Genomic DNA, 20,387 nt, shown 5'->3' on the forward strand with positions numbered 1-20,387 from the left:
AAAAAGAAGCACAGAGCGACCACTCGCAGAGCCATCCTTCCATCCGTCAGCAGACAACTGAGATGGCTCAAACAACACCGTCCAGCACAGCCCCCAGCAGTCCCTGGGCCAGGCTGCGCCGCACCAGCCTCTGGCGCCTCCTGGCCCTCCTCCTCCTCCCCGTCCTGACCCTCGTCACCTGCGTGGAACTGTGGATGACAAGACACGACGCCCTCGAAGCCGCCAACGCCGCCTACGACCGCTCCCTGCTAGGCGCGCTCAAATCAATAGACGCCAACATCTCCACCGCCTCCGGCGGCCTGTCCGCCGAACTCCCCTACACCATGCTCGAATTCTTCGAGCTCACCGCCAGCGGCCACGTGTACTTCCGCGTGGCATCCTCCGACGGCCTGGTGGAGCTGGGCAACGCCGACCTGCCCCTGCCCCCCGGCACGCTGGAGCCCGGCGTGCCCCGCTTCTACGACGCCACCTACTTCGGCGAATCCGTGCGCCTGGCGGCCTACCGGCGCATGGTGGACGCCACAGATGGCGCCATACCGGCCACCGCAGACGGCCCGGGCAGCGTGCTCGTGCAGGTGGCCGAGAGCACGCAGTCGCGCCAGGAATTCACGCGCCGCTTCGTGCAGCGCGCGGCCCTGCGCGATGGCCTGGTACTGGCCCTCATGCTGCTGGGCGCCGCAGCCACGCTGGCGGTTGCGCTGCGCCCGCTGTCGCGCCTGGCGCGTGGCGTGCAGGAGCGCAGCCCCGACGACATGACCCCGATTGCCGACACCGACCTGCCCGCCGACATCCGCCCCCTGGTCGCGGCGGTGAACGAACAGATGGCGCGCACCCAGGCGCTGGTGGCGCAGCAGCGGCAGTTCCTCGACGATGCCTCGCACCAGTTGCGCACGCACCTGACCACGCTGCAGATGCAGATCGACTACGCGCGCCGCGAGCCCGACCCCGCGCAGGTGCAGGACGCGCTGGCCGCCATCGGCGGCGAGATCGCGCGCGCCACGCGCAGCACGCAGCAGCTGCTGGCCCTGGGCCGCAGCGACACAGCGGCAGTCGAGTTTGCGCCCTTCGACCTGGCCGCACTGCTGCGAACCGTGGCGCTGGAGCTGCTGCCCCAGGCGCGCGCCAAGCAGATCGACTTCGGCATCCACACACACACCCCGGAGTTCATGGCCGTGGCCGACAGCGGCCTGCTGCGCGAGGCCCTCACCAACCTGGCCGCGAATGCCATCGCCTACACACCCGCGCACGGCACCATCACCCTGTCGGCTGCGGGCGACGCCCTGGGTTGGAGCGTGAACGTGGAGGACAACGGCCCCGGCATGGCGCCCGAGGAGCGTGCTGCGCTGGGCCAGCGCTACCGGCGCGGGTCGCAGGCGGCGGCCGGGGGCTCTGGCCTGGGCCTGGCGATTGCGCGCTCCATCGCCGAGCGGCACCGCGGCGCGCTGCGGCTGGAGGCACGGGTGGACAGCCCCGGCCTGCTGGCCATACTCTGGTGGCCCAAGCCATGAACAACACGCCCCACTACAACGCCCTCGCTGCACGCCGCCGGATGCTGCGCACACTGGCCACGCTGCTGGGTGGCGGCCTCGCAGCCTCTGCTGCATGCGCAGCACCACCGGCCGATGCCAGCACCGAGCCCGGCGAATGCGTGGCCCCCTCCAAGCCCGGTGGTGGCTTCGGGCTGACCTGCGGGCTGGCGGCCGATGCGATCCAGGCCGTGCGGCCGGGCCGCACACCGCTGCCGACGCGCTTCCTGCCGGGCGGCATCGGCGCCGTGGCCTTCGACCAGGTGGCCACGGGGCGCCTGGGCGGGCCGGGCACGCTGGTGGCCTTCTCCAGCGGTTCGCTGCTCAACATCGCGCAGGGCCGCTTCGGCCCACACCCCGTCAGCGCGCTGCGCTTCATCGCCACGCTGGGCACCGACTACGGTGTGATCGCCGTGCACCGCGATGCGCCCTACCAGGGTCTGGCGCAGGTGGTGGCGGCCTTGAAGCGCGACTCGGCCCGCGTGGTTTTCGGTGCCGGGGGCACCATCGGCAGCCAGGACTGGATCAAGGCCGCGCAGCTGGTGCGCGCTGCGGGGCAGGACCACAAGAAGATGCGCTTCGTCGCCTTCGAAGGCGGTGGCGAGGCGCTCAAGGCCCTGAAGGGCGGACACCTCGACATCTTCACCGGCGACGCGGCCGAAGCCATGCAGGCCGTTGCCCAGGGCCTGCCGCTGCGCTTTCTGGCCGTGCTGGCACCCGAGCGACTGCAAGGCACCCTGGCCGGCCTGCCCACCGCACGCGAGCAGGGCGTGGACCTGGTCTGGCCCACCGTGCGCGGCCTGTACATGGCCGCCACCGCCCCCGAGGCCGCCGTGCACGCCTGGACCAGCGCCTTCGAGGCCGCCATGGCCGCACCCGGCTACGCCGCGCTGTGCAGCCGCTACGGCCTGTACCCCTTTGCCCTCACCGGCGCAGCGCTCGACGGCTTCGTGCAGCGCAGCCTGCAGGACTACCGGCGCATGGCGCAGGACCTGGGGCTGCGCACCTGGCCGCGCTGATCCGTTGTTCCGTTGACAGGGCGGGCGGCGTCTTGTCGTACTGCCTGCGACGCCGCCTGGCCAGAACCGCTTCGCTGAATTCTTTCCCCGCTCCTATTCGTCTTCCGCCTGACCGTCATCACGCAGCCGGCGATCCAGCTTGCCACGCAGCGACTCGGTGTCTTTCAGAAGCTGGTCTACGGGCACGGCCGGCGCCACGCGCAGGCCTGGTGGGAACAGGCTGCTCATGTACAGCCGATTCGACAGGCGCATGTTGTTCAGCCACTGCGCACCCAGCCACGACGGCAATCCCAATGCCACCAGCGCAGCCAGCGTCCAGGCCAAACCGACGCGGCGGCGCGGCAGCACTGTGGACAGGTGGGCATACAACGCCCCCGCCACCACCAGCGCCACCAGCACATTGGCAAACCGCGAAAAGGATTCCAACGAGAAAGTGAACGCCACAAAGTTCGCCACCAGGTGCACCGCATCCACCGCCAAGGCGGCAGTGCAGGCGATGCGCACATGGCGCCAGAACCGAAGCTGGCCGCCGAACACTTTGCTGGCCACCGCCCATGCGCCCGACCATACGCCCAGGCTGGCCAGCAGGCCAAGCACCATGCCAGGAACAGACTTCAGATACTGCGACGCGTCGCGGGCCTCCAGCCACGCGGACCCCAATGCCGCCGCCAGCACCAGCACCATGAGCGCTGCCGTGGTGGCCACCGTGCTCCACGGAAACTGGGGCAGCGCCTGTTCGTCGGCGATGGGGGCATCGGCCAGGCGCAGCGCGACGTGGGTGTGGCCCAGGTCGATGGGCGTGCCGCCCGGCCAGTCGAAGCGCTCGCCCTGGGCGTAGTGCTTGCGCTGCAGGCGCGCGCCATTGCGGGTGTGCAGGACCTCCACCTGTATCGCGCGCGAGGCATCTTCCAGGCGGTCGATGCGCAGGTGCGCGGGCGCGACGAACGGATCGTCCAGCACCAGGTCACAGTCCAGGCCCCTGCCCACCGTCACGGGCCAGCGGGTGATGGGGGCGCGTGCCAGCAGCGCGCCGTGGCGGTCAAAGGCTTCGATGAGGCCAAGGGTGGGCGTCATGGTGCGGCCTCCCAGCGAAACGCCTTGAGGTAGTGGCTGGCCAGCTTCATGCCGTTGTCAAAAGCGATGCCTTGCACATCCAGGCGGCCCAGGATGCCTTGCGTGGGCTGGTTGACCGAGGCTGTCAGCACGGTCATGTTGTACAGGCCGGGCAGCTTGCGGTAGGCCGACATGCAGACCACCGCCCGCAGCGGCAGGCTGCCGGAGTCCACAAAACGTTCGCTGCATTCAACGGCGGTCTGGTGGCGGTTGCCACGCGTCTGGAACCGCTCGTTGGCAAAGCTTTGCGAGAACACCCGGGCAAACCGCGCCGCGCTCAAGGTGGGGGCGTTGTAGGCCTCATAGGCCAGGCGCACGGTGCCGGTGCTGTAGTCGCCGGCCACGACATCGCTGTCAGCCTGGCACTGCGTGCGTTCCAGGTTCAAACCCGGAAAGTTCGGGTCGCGCCCCGATCCCCAGCACCGTGCCAGCGCGTCATCGGGCACCGGCACCCGGTAGTTGCCGTGGCGTTGCTCACGAAACGGCGCTTTCAGAAACCGCTCGGTCAGCACCTGCTGGTGCCCTGTCAGTTGCCTTGTCATCTCCGCGTACGCGGGCTGCGTGATGGGCACTGCGCCGGCCGCGCGCTGCACCAGCACCTGCGCAAACTCGGCGGGGATCAAGAAGCTGACCTGCTCGCCATCGAGCCGCTTGGCCACGTTGACGCCCAGCACCCGCCCCGAATCGTCCACCGAGGGGCCACCGCTCATGCCGGGGTTGAGCGTGCCGCCAAAGAAAATCCGCGGATAGAAGCTGCGCCGCACCAGCCCGTTGTAGGTGCCCTCCGTGACTGCAAAGCCGATATCCAGCGGGTTGCCCAGCGAGTAGATGCGCTCGCCCTGTGCCAAGGCCTCTGCGGCGGGCCGAAAGCTCAGCACCGGCGCCGCTGCGGTGCGGGCCTTGGCGCGCAGCACCGCCAGGTCGCGCTGCACGTCGAACGCCAGCAGCTCGACCTCGCCCTCCAGCCCCTCCATCGTGACGTACACGCCGCGGTAACGCTCGGGCTCCAGCGCCAGCTGGCTGGCCACATGGAAGTTGGTGACGATCAGGCCGTCCGCCGAGACAAAGAACCCCGAGCCGATCGACGCCTGGGTGTCGGCATTACGCAGCAGCGTGCGGATCTGCACCAGTTTGTCGCGCGACAGCTCATAGATGCGCCGGGCATCGCGAGACAGGGGTGCAGCGGGCACAGCTGCGGCACCGGCAGCCGCCGCTGCCCCCGATGCACCCACGCTGCTGTCCACCGGCTCGACGCCCGCTGCAGCGGGCGGCATCGCTTTGGATGCCGGCGCCGCAGGCAATGCCGCGCCTGTGGCGCGAATGGCGGGCGCGCCGGCGGTCGCAGTCACGGCCGTGGGGGCAGTCGCGGGGTGGGGTGCATTCTGGGCGTGGGCCACAGTACAGGCCAGCACAAGAAGGGGTGCTGCGGCACGCCGCAGCGAGCAGGTCAAAAGGAAAGGCATCGTGGCATTCTATTGACGCTCTGCACCGCACCCACGCTGTACGGGCAGTTCAGGGTTGCGGCCCATCCAGGCGGACCATCGCTGGGGCTTTTTTGACCGCCCCTATTAGTGTTCTGCCCCGCAAATAGATGCCATACATAAAACCGATGGATTTCGCGCCAGGGCAAGGCGCAAACCGCAGCGATAGCCGTAGCTATCGCGAGGATTTCAACGCGGCCCTGGCGTGAAAGACGCGGTTTTATTGGCATTTATTTGCGGGACAGGACACTAAGTGCTCCCCAGCGCGCCCAGCAACCTGGCGCTCACCTCGGCGGCATCGGGCGTGCCGAACTGCATGTTGTGCTGGTCCGTCAGCGGGCCATGGCCCGGCTCCATGCGTCCGTCACCGTCGTAGCCCATGGCCTTGAACTTCCAGGTCCCACCCACCTTTTTGAGCGAGCCCACATGTGCGCCAGTGGCCGTGTGCACGGCCACCACGGCGGCGTTGATGGGCAACAACTGCAAGGGGCCCGCCACGGGGCCGGGCGGCACGTGGAAGAAGGTGGGTTTGAAGGCAGGCGGCTGGGGTGGACTCAAGGGCATGGGGGTGTTTGTATCTCAAAACGCATACCTCCCACCTGCAACCCGGGATGCCTGCAGGACTACCGGCGCGTGGCGCAGGGCCTGGGGCTGCGCGCCTGACCGCGATAGCCGATTGCCAGTTCTGGCTGTTGGTTGACAGAACGGTCGCTGCAATCCCCCATTTGTGTGAACTACTGCGCACTTACCAAATAGTAAAAGTCTGCAACCGCGCGCCAAAGCGCCGATGGGTGTGGATACTGGCGTCTCCACAAAAACCGGCTCAACGACGAAGGGAGGCCAGGGCCCACAACAGGCCCCGGCTGGATCGCTCGTGATGTGCCCGACCACCATGACATCCTGGATCGCCACCCTGTGCCTGGCTGCGGCTTCGGCACTCACCGCCACGGCTGCCAGCGCAGCCACGTTCACCATTCCCGATGCGGGCGTGTCCTTCAACGCGCCGGACGGCTTTACACAGCTGACGGCGGAAGAGATAGGCAACAAGTACCCTTCCAACCGCGGCCCGGCCTTCGTGGTGGGCAACGCGCGGCGCACCACCACGATTGCCTTCGACCTCAAGCCCCAGGGCCTGCCCAAGGACAAGCTGCCGCACGTCAAGGCCACATTCGAAACCCTCTTCGACCGCATCATCCCCGGCATCGACTGGAAGGAAAAGAAGCTCCTGGACATGCAGGGCCAGCAGTGGATCTACTTCGAGATGACCTCGCGCGCCATCGACACCGACATCTACAACATCATGATGGTCACCCCCCACCGGGGCAAGATGCTGGTCTTCAACTTCAACTCCACCAAGAGCGAGTTCCCTTTGGTGGAGAAGGAGCTGAGGAAGAGCGTGCAGACGATTGCGGTGGCGGGGGAATAGCCAACGTCCGATCCTGAAGGCGTGCCGAGCAGGCGGGCGTTTCTCCTACCCACGGCGACGAGATATCCCGGCATAGTCGATCCTCCATCGGTCCACCGCTACCCAGGAGAGCGACAATGACGACGACGAGCAATGCGGAAAAGGCCTTGAAGCCAGCAGCGCAGCTGGCTGAAAAAGCAAGGACCCCCTTCCCTGGCGCATCCGCCGAATACGAAACCGCCCGCCAGGCCCTGCTGGCCGAAGAAATCGAATTTCGCCGCCACATGACGCGCCTCGTCGCGCAACGCCAGGCACTGCCGCCGGGGCCGGTGATCGCCAAGGACTACCGCTTCAAGGACGAGCAGGGCTTCGATGCCAGCCTGATCGACCTGTTCGGCGACAAGGACACGCTTGTGACGTATTTCTGGATGTACGGCCCCCAGCGCGAGCGCCCCTGCCCCATGTGCACCAACTGGCTCGGTTCGGTCGAAGGCAACGCGGCCGACATCAAGCAGCGCGTGGCCCTGAAGATCCTGGGCCGCTCGCCCGTGGAACGACAGTACGCCTTTGCCCAGGAGCGCGGCTGGCGCGACCTGAACTTCGTGCAGACAGTAGGAGACGACTATGCGAAGGACCTGGGCATCCTGATGGACGATGGCAGCGAGTACCCGGCGCTCGTGGTCTTCCAACGCGACGGCGACCAGGTACGCCTGTTCTGGGCCAGCGAAATGACCAAGGAAATGGCCGACCCGGGCCAGGACCCGCGCGATGCGCCGGACATTGCGGCGCTGTGGTCGGTGCTGGATTTGACGCCTGGGGGGCGGCCCAAGGACTGGTATCCGAAGCTGAAATATTGAGCAGGGTGTTCTGCTCAGGCGCTCAGTTTTTCGCGATCCCGGCAGGCGACGCAGTCAGCGCCCTGCGCTCGCGCCACGCCTGCTGCACGAACGGATCCGTCACCGCATAGGTGCCATGGCCCTTGCGCACGATGAGGTTGGCGTCGCGCAGTTCTTCCGACACGCGCTGCACCTGGTCGGCCGTGACCTCACGGCCCACGGTGGACGCATAGTCGGCCAGGGCGTCGGCAGTGAAGAGGCCGGTCGCGTCCCCCTCCACGCGCGCCACGCGGTCGAAGATCGCGCCGGCGAGCACACCCAGGTCTTCGAGCTTGCGCAGCTCCACATCGGCGGCCGCGCCCTTGAGGGTGGAGGCGATCACTGGCAGCAGGCGGTCGGCCTCGGCAGGGTCTTCGCGCTGCAGCTGGCGCAGGGCGCGGATCAGTTCTTCGGGCCGGCGGCCCAGCAGGTTGAAGGCTGCCGTGGCCACGGGCAGGCTGGGCAGCACGGGGGCGCCCTCCTCGGCAATGCCCTGCAGCACATAAGCCACGTAGTCGCCATCGAGCGTGGGGTATTCCACCGAGGTGGCACCGGCAAAGGCGTGCTTGCCCTGCAGCGTCATGCCCACCACCTGGGCGCGGTGCGAGCCCGTGCCGATGAAGAGGAAATGCCCGGGTGTATCAGGCCGTGGGTTGATCGCATCGCGTGCGGCCTTGATGGCCAGCAGCATCTGCGCGCCATCGTCGCCGGCCAGCGCCTGCTGCACTTCGTCGACGATCAGGACCAGGTCGGTGCGGGCCAGCTCGATCACCTCCGTGAGCGCCTGCGCCAGCGTGACCCCGCCCTTGGCCCCCACCTCGTTGAGCTGAAAGCCGAACTTGAAGCCCGCCGCCCCCACGTCCACCCCCTTGAGGCGCGCCAGGCGGCCCAGCACGCCCGAAGCCGGTGTCTGCAGGTCGGCCAGCGCACGCCGTATGGCCGCGTGCACCAGGGTGGCCGGGTCGGCCTTGGTGTCGGCCCACAGGTCGACATAGATCACGATGGCGCCTTTGGCCTCCAGCGCGGGGATCAGGTCCTGGCGCAGAAAGGTCGTCTTGCCGGTGCGCCGCAGGCCCGACAGGAACAGGCCCGAGCGCAGCCCCTGGTCGAGGAGGCCGGGCTCCAGCAACTGCTTGGCCATCTGTTCGGCCAGTGCGGGGCGGTGAAAAAGGTCCATTTAGTTTATTTTAGTCAAAACCAATAATTAGTACAAATCGCTAAAATCAACAAAATCGGCCGATTGCTTCTCCGCAGTGCGCCTCAGACCGCCGTGAGCACCCGCCACACGGTCATTTCTTCGCCCGCCACCGGCTCGGCCACGATGCCATTGGCCACCACGCCATCGTCGCTCTCGGCCTCGCAGGCCACCACCGCGATGGCGCCGTAGCGCTGGCCGGTGGGCACCACGCACCAGCCTTCGGGCAGGGCACGTTGGGTGCGCTGGTGGCTGGCCTGCCAATGGGTGCTGGCCTGGGCTTCGAGGATGGCGGGGCCGGGCTCGGCCACTGGGTGCTGCATCACGGGCACCTCCACTTCCAGCACGGTGCCGGCCGCCACGGGCGTGGTCCGCAGGCCATGGCCCTGCAGCCAGTCGGCTACGGCCTGGGGCATGGCGTAGGCCCAGGGGCGCTGCACGGTGGCCGTGGGCACGAAGTGGGCGTAGTGCGGCACCTGCACGCTGATGGGGGCGCCCGTCAGTGTGTAGGGCTCGCGCGTGAGCACTTCCACGGTGGTATCCGGCACGGCTTCGAGCGCGTAACGGATGGCGATCTGCTCGGGTGGCTCCGCGCAGGCAGCGAGCAGGTCGACGATCTCCTGGCCGTGGGCGGCGGCATAGACCAGGGCCTCGCGCAGCACTGCATAGGTCACCTCCACGCGCTCCTGGTAGCTGATGTACGAGTACGCCTCCAGCAGCACATCGAGCCGGTTGGTCAGGCCGCGGTAGTTGCAGCCAAAGCGCGGGTGGTGGGTGTAGGTGATCCAGCCCTGGCCCTGGCCGCCCTCGTCGCGCACGAAGTTGCCGTACCAGAAGGTGTCCAGGCCCTCAGTGCGCTTCACTGCGGCCTGCACGGCGGGCATCATGCGATCGCGCATGTAGGCCACGGGTTCGGCGCGGCCCGTGTGTTCGGTGTGCGGGATGTCGTAGGTCAGCGCAAAGCGGTGGATGGAGCCATTGGTGGCATGGCAGTCCAGCGTGAGGTGCGGGTTCCAGGGCTGGCACACGCGCTGCTGCAAGAGGCGCATCTCGGGCGCCTGCTGGCGCATGTAGTCGCGGTTGAGGTTCACGCCTGCGGCGTTGGTGCGCGTGCCCACCAGGGCCGGGCCGTCCTGCCCGCGCAGGTGGGCGATGTCCAGCGGCCGGTGGTCGGCGCTCATGCGGTCGTTGCCATCGGGGTTGAACAGCGGCACCACCACCAGGACGCAGCGCGCGAGAAGTTCGTCGCCATGGTCGCCGCGCAGCAGGTTGCGCACCAGCATGAGCACGCCCTCCTTGCCCTCCACCTCGCCGGCATGGATGCCGCAGATGATCAGCACCACGGGCAGGCCGCTGGCCTGCGCGGCCTCGGGCGTGTGGTGGCCCTGGGCCGACAGCACCAGCAGCGGCAGTTGCCGCCCTTCGGGCGAGGCACCGAAATCGCTGACGTGCAGGCGCGGATCGCCCAGCGCCGCCAGGCCCTGCACATAGGCCATCACGTCGGCGTGGGTGGATGTCTCGGTATAGGCGCTGGTTTCGGCGCGGGTGAGCAGTGGGGTGGTCGTGGATGAAGACATGGCCCGGATGTTAGAGCCAGTTGTGCCAAGCGCACCATCACCACTTTGTCGCAAACGGTCTCACCGCTCCAGCCACCACTGGATCAAGACCTTGGCGATGAAACCGATGAAGCCCACGCCCAGCCCCAGGAACAGCACGAAGGTGCCGAAGCGCCCCGCCTTGGACTCCCATGCCAGCTGACCGATGATGAACAGCATGTAGGCGATGAAGGCGCCTATGCCATAGGTGAGGAAGAAGCCCGAGATCTGCGCCTCGGTGAAGCCGAAGATCATGGCCGCTCCATCGTGTCGGCAGCATCGCGCTCCGGGAGGCCCGAGGCATCGACCAGGTCGCGGTAGGCATGCCAGCTCGCATGGCCCAGCATGGGCATCACCGCGATCAGCCCGAGCAACAGCGATGCCAGGCCCAGCAGGGTGAAGCCCAGGATCAGCGCCGCCCACAGGGCCATGGGCAAGGGGTTGGCCAGCACCGCCTGCCAACTGGTCAGCACGGCCTGGCGCAGCGTGGCACGGCGGTCGAGCAGCAGCGGCATGGCCACCACGCTGGAGGCGAAGATGGGCGCCGCCAGCAGGCTGCCCAGCGCCAGCCACAGCGCGAACAGGCGGCTGTCGGGCGCGAGCACCACGTGGTGCATGAAATCGAGCGGCGTGAGTATGGGCACGGGTGCCAGCAGCGTGATCAGCGCCGCCGAGGTGATGACCCAGCCGGTGGCCGCCAGCGCCAGCAGCAGGCCGAACTGCACCAGGCACCAGTAGCCGTGGCCACCCCATCTGGCGGGGTGGCTGCGCTGCCAGTCGCGCCAGGTGCGGCGCACCAGGGCCAGGTTGGCGGGCTCGCCACGCTCCAGCGCCCGGCTCAGCGCATACAGGCTGGTGGCCAGCACCGGCGCCACCACCAGAAAGCCCGACAGCGCACCGGCCAGCAGCCAGAAGCGGTGGTGCGCAACCGCCAGCAGCACGCCACCGAACAGCGCCACCGCCAGGCCGTGCGCAAAGCTGAGCCAGCCGGTGCGTACCATGTCGCGCCAGGCCAGTGCCAGCCAGGCCAGCGGCTGCATCAGGCCGATGGAGCGCACGGGCGGCAGGAACGGACGGGGCTTTGGGCGCATGGTGGCCCGAGTCTCGCGCGCAGCCGCAAGCCGCGTCTTGATCTGCGACAAGAAAATGCCGCACCGAGCGACGGCAGGCGCGCTTCAGCGCTGGGGTGGCTCCGCCGGAACTACGGGGATTGCAGCCAACAGCTCGCGGATGGCCGTGAGATTACCCACCGTGGCATGCGGCGGCTCGCCATGCTTGTCATGGGCCCAGGGGTTATTCGGCGTGTTGAGCCAGATGGCCTGCATGCCGACAGCAAGAGCCCCCTGCACGTCCAGCGCGGCATCGTCGCCCACGTGCAGCACCTCGTGCGGCTGCACCTGCGCGGCACTGGCGGCGGCGTGAAAGATGCGCGCATCGGGCTTGGCGATGCCGAAGGCGGTGGCGCTGATGCTGGCCTTGAAATAGTGGCCGATGCCGATGCGGTGCACGTCGGCATTGCCGTTGGACAAAGCCACCACCGGGTAGCGCGCGGCCAGAAAGGCCAGCGTGTCGTGCGCGTCGGCGAACAGCTCCACGCGCTGGCGCTCGGCAAAGAACAGGTCGAACGCGGGCTCGGCCAGGGTGGGCTCATCGCCCGCCTGGGTGAGCGCCAGGCGGATGGACTCGCGGCGCAGCGCGCTCAGGTCGTGCAGCAGGTCGGGCCTGAGCGTGACCATCTGGTTGCGGATGGCACGCAGCGCCTGCGTGTCAGAAAACAGCGCGGCCGTGGCGGGTGCGTGGTCGGCGAGCCACTGCAGCAGCACGGCTTCTGCGCGCTCGATGGTGGGCCAGATGGGCCACAGCGTGTCGTCCAGATCGATGCTGATGGCGCGGATGCGGGAAATATCCAAGGAGAGAGCAGGCATGGCAAACCACCCAAAAGATTCACGGCCCGGAAGCCCGGGCTGCGGCCAATCGGCCGCCGCGAAGGATAACGCAGCATCCGGCAGGCCGGGCCGCGCAGCACGCCAAACCCTTACCGATCGCCAGCCCCGCGCACTGCGGCCACGGACGATCCCCGCACCACCAGCTTGCCAGGCAGCAGGCGCTCCCGCGCAGGCGCCTGCAGGCCCTGCATGCGCTCGATGAGGCACTGCGCCGCACACCGGCCGATGGCATGGGTGGGCTGCGCCACCGTGGTCAATCCCGGCCCGATCAAGGGTGCCCATTCGGGGTCGTCGAAGCCGGCAAAGCCGATATCGCGGCCAAAGGCCCAGCCCAGCCGCACCATGGCGGCCGCCACCCGCAAGGTGACCACGGAATTGCCCGCCACGACAGCGCCACGCGCCCTGCCCCCAGCTCTTTGCCGAAGCGCCCGCAGGGCGGCATCCAGCACCTCGTCCGACGCATCGACCAGCTCCAGCACCGCACCCTGCACACCAGCCCCGCGCGCGCTGACGCATTGCGAAAACGCGGCCGCCCGCTCCAGGCGCGAACTCACGCCCGCCAGGGGCTGGGTGACGTACAGCAGCTCGCTCCAGCCCCCATCGATCAGGTGCGTGCAGGCGGCGCGCATGGCGCCGGGGTTGTCCAGCGACACGAAGTCGGCCTCCAGGCCGGTATGCCGGCGGTCCACCAGCACGGCGGGTCGGCCATGCAAAGAGCTGAGCTCGGCATGGCCCTCGTCCTGCCCCTGGGTGTTGAGGATGAAGCCGTCCACCTGGTAGCTGGCCAATGCATCGATGGCGCTGCGCTCGCGCTGGCGGTCATTGCCCAGGTTGAACAGCATCACCAGGTAGCCGGCCTCCTGGCAGGCCTCCTCGGCCCCGCGCAGCACCGCCACCGAGAAGGGGTTGGTGATGTCGGCCACCACCAGACCGATCAGCCGCGAGCGCCCATGGCTCAGGGCCTGGGCCATGGGGCTGGGCACATAGCCGAGCTGGGCGATAGCGGCCTCGACCCGGGCGGCGATATCGGGGCTGAGCAGGCGCTCGCGGTGGTTGAAGAAACGCGACACGGTGGCCTTGGACACGCCGGCCGCAGCCGCCACGTCGGCAATGGTGGGCCGGTCACGGCCAGCCGTATCGACAGGGGCGGCGGCAGGTGCCTTGGCGGAGGGTGCGCGCGGCTTGCTGTTCATGCGCCGATTGTCCCGTACAGCGCGGTGGGCTTTTCGCCGGCCAGCGCCTGCAGCAGGTTCGTCGTCGCCAGCCGGGCCATCGCATGGCGCGTGCCATGCGTGGCCGACCCGATGTGCGGCAGCGGCGTCACGCGCGGGTGCGTGCGCAGCGGCGAGGCCAGCGGCAAGGGTTCGGTGGCAAACACATCGAGCCCCGCGGCGCGCAGCGTGCCATGGTCGAGCGCGGCCAGCAGGTCGTCTTCGACCACCGTGGCGCCGCGCCCGCCGTTGATGAAGATGGCGCCCGGCTTCATGGCCGCAAAGGCCCGCGCATCGACCAGGCCGCGCGTGCTGTCCGACAGCGGCAGCAGGGCCACCACGATGTCCGCGCGCGCCAGCAGGCCATCGAGCGGCACATGCTCGGCCCGGCCCAGCAGCGCGGGCGCCTGCCCCGCCAGGTCCACAGCGCGGCGCGCGTGGTACAGCACCGGCATGCCAAACCCCAGTGCGGCCCGGCGCGCCACGGCCTGGCCGATGCGGCCAAAGCCCAGCAGGCCCAGCGTCTTGCCATGCACGTCGTCGCCGAACAGGTCTTCGCCGATGTTGCGGTCCCAGCGGCCCTCGCGCACCATCTGCGACAGCTCCACCACCCGGCGGCAGGTGGCCATGAGCAACGCAAACACCGCGTCGGCCACAGTCTCGTCGAGCACACCCGGCGTGTGGCACAGCACGATGCCGCGCGATTGCAGGGCCTGCAGCGGGTAGTTGTCTACCCCCACCGAGATGCTGGAGATGGCCTGCAGCTGCGGCGCACGCGCCAGCAGCTCGGCGCTGATGGGAAAGCTGGCGCCGATGAGGCCATGGGCCTCGGCCAGCGCGGCATCGAACGCGGCGCGCTGCTCCGGCTGGCGCGGGTCGGCCACGGTCACCTCATGCACCGCCTGCAGGCGGGCCAGTTGGTCCGGCGGCAGGTCACGAAACACCAGCACCTGTTTGCGGCTCATAGGCCGGCCTGCTCCAGCTGCGCCCGCGTGGGCAGCCCCTCGGTATCGCCCAGCACCTGTACGGCCCGGGCGCCAATCCAGGCACCGCGGCGCACCGCATCGGGCACGCTGCGGCCTTGCAGCAGCGCGCTGATGACGCCCACGGCAAAGCCGTCGCCCGCACCCACGGTGTCCACCACCTCGGCCACGGGGAAGCCCGCGACATGTCCAATGCCAGCCACATCGCTATCGAAATAGGCACCCTGCGCGCCCAGCTTGACGACCACCAGCCTGGCGCCCCGCGCGCGGTAAAAGCGCGCCACGCCCTCGGGGGTGGTCTCGCCCGTGAGGAACACGCCCTCCTCCATGCCCGGCAGCACCCAGTCGGCAAAGCGCGAGAGCTCGTTGATCTGGTGCCGCATCACCTCGGGCGAGGACCACAGTGTGGGCCGCAGGTTGGGGTCGAACGAGATCGTGCGGCCCGCAGCGCGCATCACCTGCAGCGTGCGCTGTGCCGCCTGCAGGCTGGATTCAGAGATCGCCGCGAACACGCCCGTGGCATGCAGGTGGCGCGCACTGCGCAGCCAGGGTTCGTCCACATCGGCCGGGCCCATCTGGCTGGCGGCCGAGCCTTTGCGGTGGTATTCGACCTTCGGGTCGCGGCCATCGGTCACGCGCTCCTTGAACTGGAAACCCGTGCGCTGCGTGGCGTCGGAGGTCACGTGCGAGCAGTCGATGCCCTCGGCCTGCATGGTGGCCAGCAGCGAGCGGCCCATGGAGTCGGTGCCCAGGCGGCTGGCCCAGCCCACCTTCAGGCCCAGGCGCGCCAGGCCGATGGCCACATTCGTCTCGGCACCCGCCGTGCGCTTGTGGAAGCCCGTGGCATGCTCCAGCGGCCCGGGTTCGTTGGCCACCAGCAGCAGCATGGCCTCGCCGAACAAGGCCACGTCGAAGGTGGTGTCTGTTGCTGCACTCATGCCTGCCTCCGTGCATCGCGGATCACGGCCAGTTGCGCGCGCGTCACCGCCACCAGGTCGTCGCCGACCAGCGGGTACTCGATAGCGTGCGGCACGTCCGCAGGCAGCGCCCGCAGGATGGCACGCCAGGGCGCGATGGAATCGGCCAGGGGCACCGCCACCCATTTGCCGGGCAGGCGCTGCACGCCCTTGCAGTGTACGTAGCGCACGCGGTGGGCCAGGGCCTGTGCGGCCTGCAGCGGGCACTCGCCCTGCCAGTGCCAGTTGCCCATGTCGAAGGTCATGCCCAGGTCCAGCCCTGCGCGCTCCTGCGCCACGAAGAAGGCCTCCATGGCCGCCAGCGTGCCGGCCGTGGCGGTTTGGTCGTTCTCGATCACGAGTTCGGCCGGCGCCTGTGCGAGCAGGTCCTTGAGGCGCACCAGCGAGCCGTGCGAGCCCGTGCCAAAGCCGCCGATGGCCATCTTCAGGCGCGGCGCGCCCAGGGTGCGCGCGGCCGCCATGCCACGGGCCAGCGCGGCTTCGTCCAGCGCACCGTCCATCGCCCACAGCCCTTCGGGGCTGGAGTACACCGCTGCCTTGCCCGCCAGCGCTGGCAGCTCGGCCGCGGCGTCGCGCAGCATTTCGCCGCGCACCTCCACGCCGTCGGCGCCGGCCTCGCGGGCCAGTTCAGTACACCACAGCTGCCCGTGGCGCCCCACTTCGGCAGCGCCGAAGGAAGAAAGGGAAATAAGTACCTTCATTGGCTGCATTTCATTTTTCATGCCCGCGCGCCCAGGGCGCTGCGGCGCAGTGCGTTCACCCACCACAGCTCAATGCGCGTGATGGGAAGAGAGTATCTGGCCCAGGAACTGGCGGGTCTTCTCGTGCCGGGGCTGGCCAAAGAACTCGGCCGGCGGCGCCTGCTCAAGAATCTTGCCATCGGCCATGAAGATCACCCGGTCGGCCACGCTGCGGGCAAAGCCCATCTCGTGGGTCACGCACAGCATGGTCATCCCGTCCTCGGCCAGGCCGATCATGGTGTCGAGCACTTCCTTGACCATTTCGGGGTCCAGGGCAGACGTGGGCTCGTCGAACAGCATCACCTTGGGGGCCATGCACAGCGCGCGCGCAATCGCCACACGCTGCTGCTGCCCGCCCGACAACTGGCTCGGGTGCTTGTGCGCCTGCTCGGGGATGCGCACGCGCGTGAGGTACTTCATCGCCACCTCCTCGGCCTCGGCCCGGCCCATGCCGCGCGACCGCATCGGCGCCAGGGTGCAGTTCTCCAGAATGGTCAGGTGCGGGAACAGGTTGAACTGCTGGAACACCATGCCCACCTCGGCACGCACGGCATCCACGTTCTTGCCGCCGGCCGTCAGATCGATGCCGTCCACCTCGATGCGGCCCTTCTGCACGGCCTCCAGCCGGTTGATGCAGCGGATCAGGGTGGACTTTCCCGAACCCGACGGGCCGCAGATCACGATGCGCTCGCCGGCGCGCACCGACAGGTCGATGTCGGTGAGCACCTGAAAGCTGTCGAACCATTTGTTGACCCCCTCCATGCGGATGATCGGCTGCGTGCCGGGGGTGGTCGTGACTGCGTCCGTCATGGCGAAAATCTCCCTGTCCTTGTTCTTATTGCAATTTGGGCAGATCGGTTTCGAGCCACTTGCGATACAGCTTGTTGAGCTCGCCATTGGCCGTGTTGCGCGCCACGAACTCGTCCATGGCCTTGTGCAGCTCGTCCTGGCCAGGCCGCATGGCAATGCCCATGGCCTGCTGCAGAAGGTTGAACTTGTTCTCGAAGGTGTTGGCGGGCACGCGCTTGGCGATCTGGGCCGCCACGGTGACCGAGCAGCCGATGGCGTCCACCTGGCCCGAGATCAGCGCCTGCATGGCCGATGCGTCGTCGTCGAAGCGGCGGATCTCGGTGCCCTCGGGTGCAGCCTTGGTCACGGCCACGTCCTGCGTGCTAGCGCGGGCCACGCCCACGCGCACGCCCTTGAGGTCGGCCGCGCTCTTGATGGTGCTGCCCGTCTTGCCGTACAGCACGATGGTGGCGGCCGCATAGGGCTGCGAGAACTGCACTTGCTTGGCGCGCTCGGGCGTGATGGCCAGCGAGGCCACCAGCACATCGACCTTGTTGGTCAGCAAAAAGGGAATGCGGTTGGGGCCGGTGACGGGCACGAGGTTGACCTTGACGCCCAGGTCCTTGGCCAGCAGCTTGGCCACGTCGGCGTCATAGCCATCGGGTTGGTTCTGCGCGTTGGTCGTGCCATAGGGCGGAAAATCCACCAGCATGCCGATGGTGATCTCGCCCTTCTTCTTGATGTCGGCCGTGCTCTGCGCGGATGCCAGCGGCGCGAAGGCGGTGAGCGCGGCGCTCAGGCCCAGGGCGGCCAGGGCAGCGGTGGTGGTGCGGCGATAGTGCGAAAAGGTCATCTCATGTCTCCTGTGTGGTTGGTATGGAATGCACGCTTGGGAAAAGAAGAATTCACCGCGCCAGCACCCGGGCGCGCTTGCGCTCCATGCGGGCGGCCAGCAGCGACAGCGGCCAGCAGATAACGAAGTACAGCGCCGCCACGGTGGTGAACACGTGCAAGGGCTGGAAGGTCGCGTTGTTGATGATCTGGCCCGCCCGCGTGATCTCGGTGAAACCGATGATGGCGGCCAGCGAGGTGCCCTTGATGATCTGCACCACATAGCCCACGGTCGGCGGCAGCGCGATCTTGAAGGCCTGGGGCAGCACCACGAAGCGCATGCGCGAGAGGTAGTTCAGGTTCAGCGCCTGCGCTGCCTCCCACTGCCCGCGCGGAATGGCCTCGATGCAGCCGCGCCAGATCTCGCCCAGAAAGGCCGCGCTGTTGAGCACCAGCGCAATGCCTGCGGCCAGCCAGGGGTTGATATCGAGCCCCAGCACCGGGGCGCCGAAGAAGATCAGGAACAGCTGCAACAACAGCGGCGTGCCCTGGAACACCTGGATGAACAGGGTGGCGGCCCAGCGCGCAGCGGTGTTTTCGGAGGTGCGCGCCAGCGCCACCAACAGCCCCAGCAGCGAGCCGCCCACGAAGGCCATGGCCGACAGCGCCAGCGTCCACTGGGCGGCCTGCACGATGAACCAGAACTCGGAAACTCCAAAAGTGCGCATGGCCGGTCCTCAGCGACGGTCGGGGTAGTTGAGCGTGCGCTGATAGATCAGCTTGAACAGCCCGGAGAACGACACGGCCAGCAGCAGATAGATGGCCGCCACGACGATGTAGATCTCGAAACTGCGGAAGGTCTGCGACTGCAGGTTGGCCGCCACCGAGGTCAGGTCGTCGGCCGAGATCACCGAGACCACGGCCGAACTGAGCATCAGCAGGATGAACTGGCTGGTGAGCGCCGGGTAGATCGCCTTGAGCGCCGGCTTGAGCACGACGAAGCGGAAGATCTCCCAGGGCTTGAGGTTCAGCGCCCGCCCGGCCTCGATCTGCCCCTTGGGGATGGATTCGATGCCTGCCCGCACGATCTCTGCCGCGTAGGCCCCCAGGTTCACCACCATCGCGGTCAATGCCGCCGTATAGGGCGACCAGCGCAGGCCGATGGACGGCAGGGCAAAGAAAAAGAAGAACAGCTGCACGATGAACGGCGTGTTGCGGATCAGCTCGATATAGGCATTCACCACGAATCGCACCCAGGCAGGCCCGGATGTCTTGCCCCAGGCACAGGCGATGGCCACCACCAGCCCCAGCACCGTCGCGGTAAGCGACAGCTGCACGGTGATCCATGTGCCCTTGAGCAGCAGGGGCCAGGCGGCAAAAACGGATTCGAACTGGAATTGGTAGTTCACGGCAAACGCCTGTCAGGTGGCATGGAAGGAGTCTATGAAACCGGTTTCATTCGCGCATGAGGGATTTCCCGGAGCCGCCTTCTCCCTCCAGGAGATGGCTGGTGAATGCCTGGGCCACAATGCCGCATGCGTTTTCAACCCGAACCCCCTTTCACCCACGGCCAACCCGAACGCACCGCCATCCTGCTGTGCAACCTGGGCACGCCCGACGAGGCCACGGCGCCGGCCGTGCGCCGCTACCTGGCGCAGTTCCTGGCGGACCACCGCGTGGTGGAGATCCCCAAGCTGGCATGGCTGCCCATCCTGCACGGCATCATCCTGCGCACCCGCCCCGCCAAGTCGGCCGCCAAGTACGCCAGTGTGTGGACTCCCGAGGGCTCGCCCCTGGCGGTGTGGACAGCGAAGCAGGCCACGCTGCTGCGCGGCTGGCTGGGCGAGGCCGGCCACCAGGTGCTGGTGCGCCATGCCATGCGCTACGGCAACCCGTCCATCGCCAGCCAGCTCGATGCCCTCAAGGCCGAGGGCGCCACGCGCATCCTCATCCTGCCGCTGTACCCGCAGTACTCCGGCACCACCACGGCCAGCGTGTTCGACGCGGTGTATGCCTGGGCCGCGCGCACACGCCATGTGCCCGAGCTGCGCTTCGTCAACCGCTACCACGACCATCCCGGCTACATCGACGCGCTGGCGCGCAGCATCGAGGCGCACTGGAAGGTGAATGGCCAGCCCGACAAGCTGGTGATGAGCTTTCACGGCGTGCCCGAGCGCACCCTTACGCTGGGCGACCCCTACCACTGCGAGAGCCTGAAAACCGGCCGCATGCTGGCCGAGCGCCTGGGCCTGCGCCGCGAACGCTACGTGCTCACCTTCCAGTCGCGCTTTGGCAAGGCCAAGTGGCTGGAGCCCTACACCCAGCCCACCATCGAGGCCCTGGGCAAGACCGGTACGCGGCGCGTGGACGTGGTCTGCCCCGGCTTCACCAGCGACTGCCTGGAGACCCTGGAAGAGATCAACATGGAGGTGCGCGAGGCCTTTTTGCATGCAGGCGGGCAGGAGTTCCACTACATCCCTTGCCTTAACGACAGCAGCCACTGGATCACCGCCCTGAGCCGCGTGGCGCAGCAGCACCTGGCGGGCTGGCCCACGCAGGTGGAGGATGCCGCCACGCAGGCCGATGCGCGCGAGCGCGCACTGGCGGGCGGCGCGCCCAAAGGCCCCACCCCCGCAGGTCGCTGACCGGTACGGGCCCCGCCCGCCCAATCTTTCCCACCTCCCCATTTCCCCCGCACCGC

21 protein-coding genes are annotated in these 20,387 nt (G+C 68.2%); 5 read left to right on the forward strand and 16 right to left on the reverse strand.

Annotated features, from left to right (window positions below):
* Positions 1-62: 62 nt before the first annotated feature.
* Together ASE28_RS01935 and ASE28_RS01940 are read left to right on the forward strand one after the other, a co-directional pair.
* Positions 63-1,508 (forward strand): sensor histidine kinase, encoded by a 1,446-nt coding sequence (locus tag ASE28_RS01935; RefSeq protein ID WP_057264169.1) that lies wholly within the window; start codon positions 63-65, stop codon positions 1,506-1,508.
* Positions 1,505-2,545: a tripartite tricarboxylate transporter substrate-binding protein gene (locus ASE28_RS01940; RefSeq protein ID WP_082607842.1), complete on the forward strand. Its 1,041-nt coding sequence runs from the start codon at positions 1,505-1,507 to the stop codon at positions 2,543-2,545. The genes ASE28_RS01935 and ASE28_RS01940 overlap by 4 nt, the downstream gene beginning before the upstream one ends.
* 93 nt (positions 2,546-2,638) lie before the next feature.
* Here ASE28_RS01940 and ASE28_RS01945 read toward each other — a convergent pair whose 3' ends face one another.
* The 3 genes from ASE28_RS01945 to ASE28_RS01955 form a co-directional block, all read right to left on the reverse strand.
* On the reverse strand, positions 2,639-3,619 hold the full coding sequence (locus ASE28_RS01945) for an FHA domain-containing protein (protein ID WP_057264171.1): 981 nt from the start codon (positions 3,617-3,619) through the stop codon (positions 2,639-2,641).
* On the reverse strand, positions 3,616-5,121 hold the full coding sequence (locus ASE28_RS01950; RefSeq protein ID WP_057264173.1) for a serine protease: 1,506 nt from the start codon (positions 5,119-5,121) through the stop codon (positions 3,616-3,618). Before ASE28_RS01950 ends, ASE28_RS01945 begins: the two co-directional genes overlap by 4 nt.
* 267 nt (positions 5,122-5,388) lie before the next feature.
* Entirely contained in the window at positions 5,389-5,703 is a 315-nt protein-coding gene (locus tag ASE28_RS01955) for a hypothetical protein (protein WP_057264175.1), read from the reverse strand.
* Positions 5,704-6,031: 328 nt separating this feature from the next.
* Here ASE28_RS01955 and ASE28_RS01960 point away from each other — a divergent pair, with 328 nt between their 5' ends.
* On the forward strand, positions 6,032-6,565 hold the full coding sequence (locus ASE28_RS01960) for a hypothetical protein (protein ID WP_157421815.1): 534 nt from the start codon (positions 6,032-6,034) through the stop codon (positions 6,563-6,565).
* 116 nt (positions 6,566-6,681) lie between these two features.
* Positions 6,682-7,401 carry a DUF899 family protein gene (locus ASE28_RS01965; protein WP_057264179.1) on the forward strand — a complete coding sequence of 240 codons (720 nt, stop codon included), beginning with the start codon at positions 6,682-6,684 and terminating at the stop codon, positions 7,399-7,401.
* A gap of 22 nt (positions 7,402-7,423) precedes the next feature.
* Here ASE28_RS01965 and ASE28_RS01970 read toward each other — a convergent pair whose 3' ends face one another.
* The 13 genes from ASE28_RS01970 to ASE28_RS02030 form a co-directional block, all read right to left on the reverse strand.
* The gene (locus tag ASE28_RS01970; protein ID WP_057264181.1) at positions 7,424-8,596 is read right to left on the reverse strand and encodes an AAA family ATPase; all 1,173 of its coding nucleotides are present in this window, start codon (positions 8,594-8,596) and stop codon (positions 7,424-7,426) included.
* Positions 8,597-8,679: 83 nt separating this feature from the next.
* A complete protein-coding gene (locus tag ASE28_RS01975; protein WP_057264183.1) occupies positions 8,680-10,191 on the reverse strand; it encodes a M14 family metallopeptidase in 1,512 nt (503 codons plus the stop codon).
* 60 nt (positions 10,192-10,251) lie between these two features.
* Positions 10,252-10,464 (reverse strand): DUF2788 domain-containing protein, encoded by a 213-nt coding sequence (locus ASE28_RS01980; protein ID WP_057200989.1) that lies wholly within the window; start codon positions 10,462-10,464, stop codon positions 10,252-10,254.
* On the reverse strand, positions 10,461-11,300 hold the full coding sequence (locus tag ASE28_RS01985; protein ID WP_057264364.1) for a DUF2189 domain-containing protein: 840 nt from the start codon (positions 11,298-11,300) through the stop codon (positions 10,461-10,463). Before ASE28_RS01985 ends, ASE28_RS01980 begins: the two co-directional genes overlap by 4 nt.
* A gap of 84 nt (positions 11,301-11,384) precedes the next feature.
* Positions 11,385-12,134: an HAD family hydrolase gene (locus tag ASE28_RS01990; protein ID WP_057264185.1), complete on the reverse strand. Its 750-nt coding sequence runs from the start codon at positions 12,132-12,134 to the stop codon at positions 11,385-11,387.
* 110 nt (positions 12,135-12,244) lie between these two features.
* Positions 12,245-13,348, reverse strand: a complete 1,104-nt coding sequence (locus ASE28_RS01995; RefSeq protein WP_057264187.1) for a LacI family DNA-binding transcriptional regulator — start codon at positions 13,346-13,348, stop codon at positions 12,245-12,247.
* A complete protein-coding gene (locus ASE28_RS02000; protein ID WP_057264189.1) occupies positions 13,345-14,331 on the reverse strand; it encodes a D-glycerate dehydrogenase in 987 nt (328 codons plus the stop codon). The genes ASE28_RS01995 and ASE28_RS02000 overlap by 4 nt, the downstream gene beginning before the upstream one ends.
* Positions 14,328-15,287 carry a sugar kinase gene (locus ASE28_RS02005; protein ID WP_057264191.1) on the reverse strand — a complete coding sequence of 320 codons (960 nt, stop codon included), beginning with the start codon at positions 15,285-15,287 and terminating at the stop codon, positions 14,328-14,330. The genes ASE28_RS02000 and ASE28_RS02005 overlap by 4 nt, the downstream gene beginning before the upstream one ends.
* Positions 15,284-16,027, reverse strand: a complete 744-nt coding sequence (locus tag ASE28_RS02010; protein ID WP_057264193.1) for a sugar phosphate isomerase/epimerase — start codon at positions 16,025-16,027, stop codon at positions 15,284-15,286. Before ASE28_RS02010 ends, ASE28_RS02005 begins: the two co-directional genes overlap by 4 nt.
* Positions 16,028-16,096: 69 nt before the next feature.
* On the reverse strand, positions 16,097-16,876 hold the full coding sequence (locus tag ASE28_RS02015; protein WP_057200995.1) for an amino acid ABC transporter ATP-binding protein: 780 nt from the start codon (positions 16,874-16,876) through the stop codon (positions 16,097-16,099).
* 25 nt (positions 16,877-16,901) lie between these two features.
* Entirely contained in the window at positions 16,902-17,708 is an 807-nt protein-coding gene (locus tag ASE28_RS02020) for a transporter substrate-binding domain-containing protein (RefSeq protein WP_057264195.1), read from the reverse strand.
* Between the two features lie 52 nt (positions 17,709-17,760).
* The gene (locus tag ASE28_RS02025; protein WP_057264197.1) at positions 17,761-18,414 is read right to left on the reverse strand and encodes an amino acid ABC transporter permease; all 654 of its coding nucleotides are present in this window, start codon (positions 18,412-18,414) and stop codon (positions 17,761-17,763) included.
* Positions 18,415-18,423: 9 nt separating this feature from the next.
* Entirely contained in the window at positions 18,424-19,095 is a 672-nt protein-coding gene (locus ASE28_RS02030) for an amino acid ABC transporter permease (RefSeq protein WP_057201000.1), read from the reverse strand.
* 126 nt (positions 19,096-19,221) lie between these two features.
* Here ASE28_RS02030 and hemH point away from each other — a divergent pair, with 126 nt between their 5' ends.
* The gene (gene hemH, locus ASE28_RS02035) at positions 19,222-20,331 is read left to right on the forward strand and encodes a ferrochelatase (RefSeq protein WP_157421816.1); all 1,110 of its coding nucleotides are present in this window, start codon (positions 19,222-19,224) and stop codon (positions 20,329-20,331) included.
* Positions 20,332-20,387 lie beyond the last annotated feature (56 nt).

The sequence above is a fragment of the Acidovorax sp. Root219 genome (assembly GCF_001428665.1).
Lineage (GTDB): Bacteria > Pseudomonadota > Gammaproteobacteria > Burkholderiales > Burkholderiaceae_C > Acidovorax.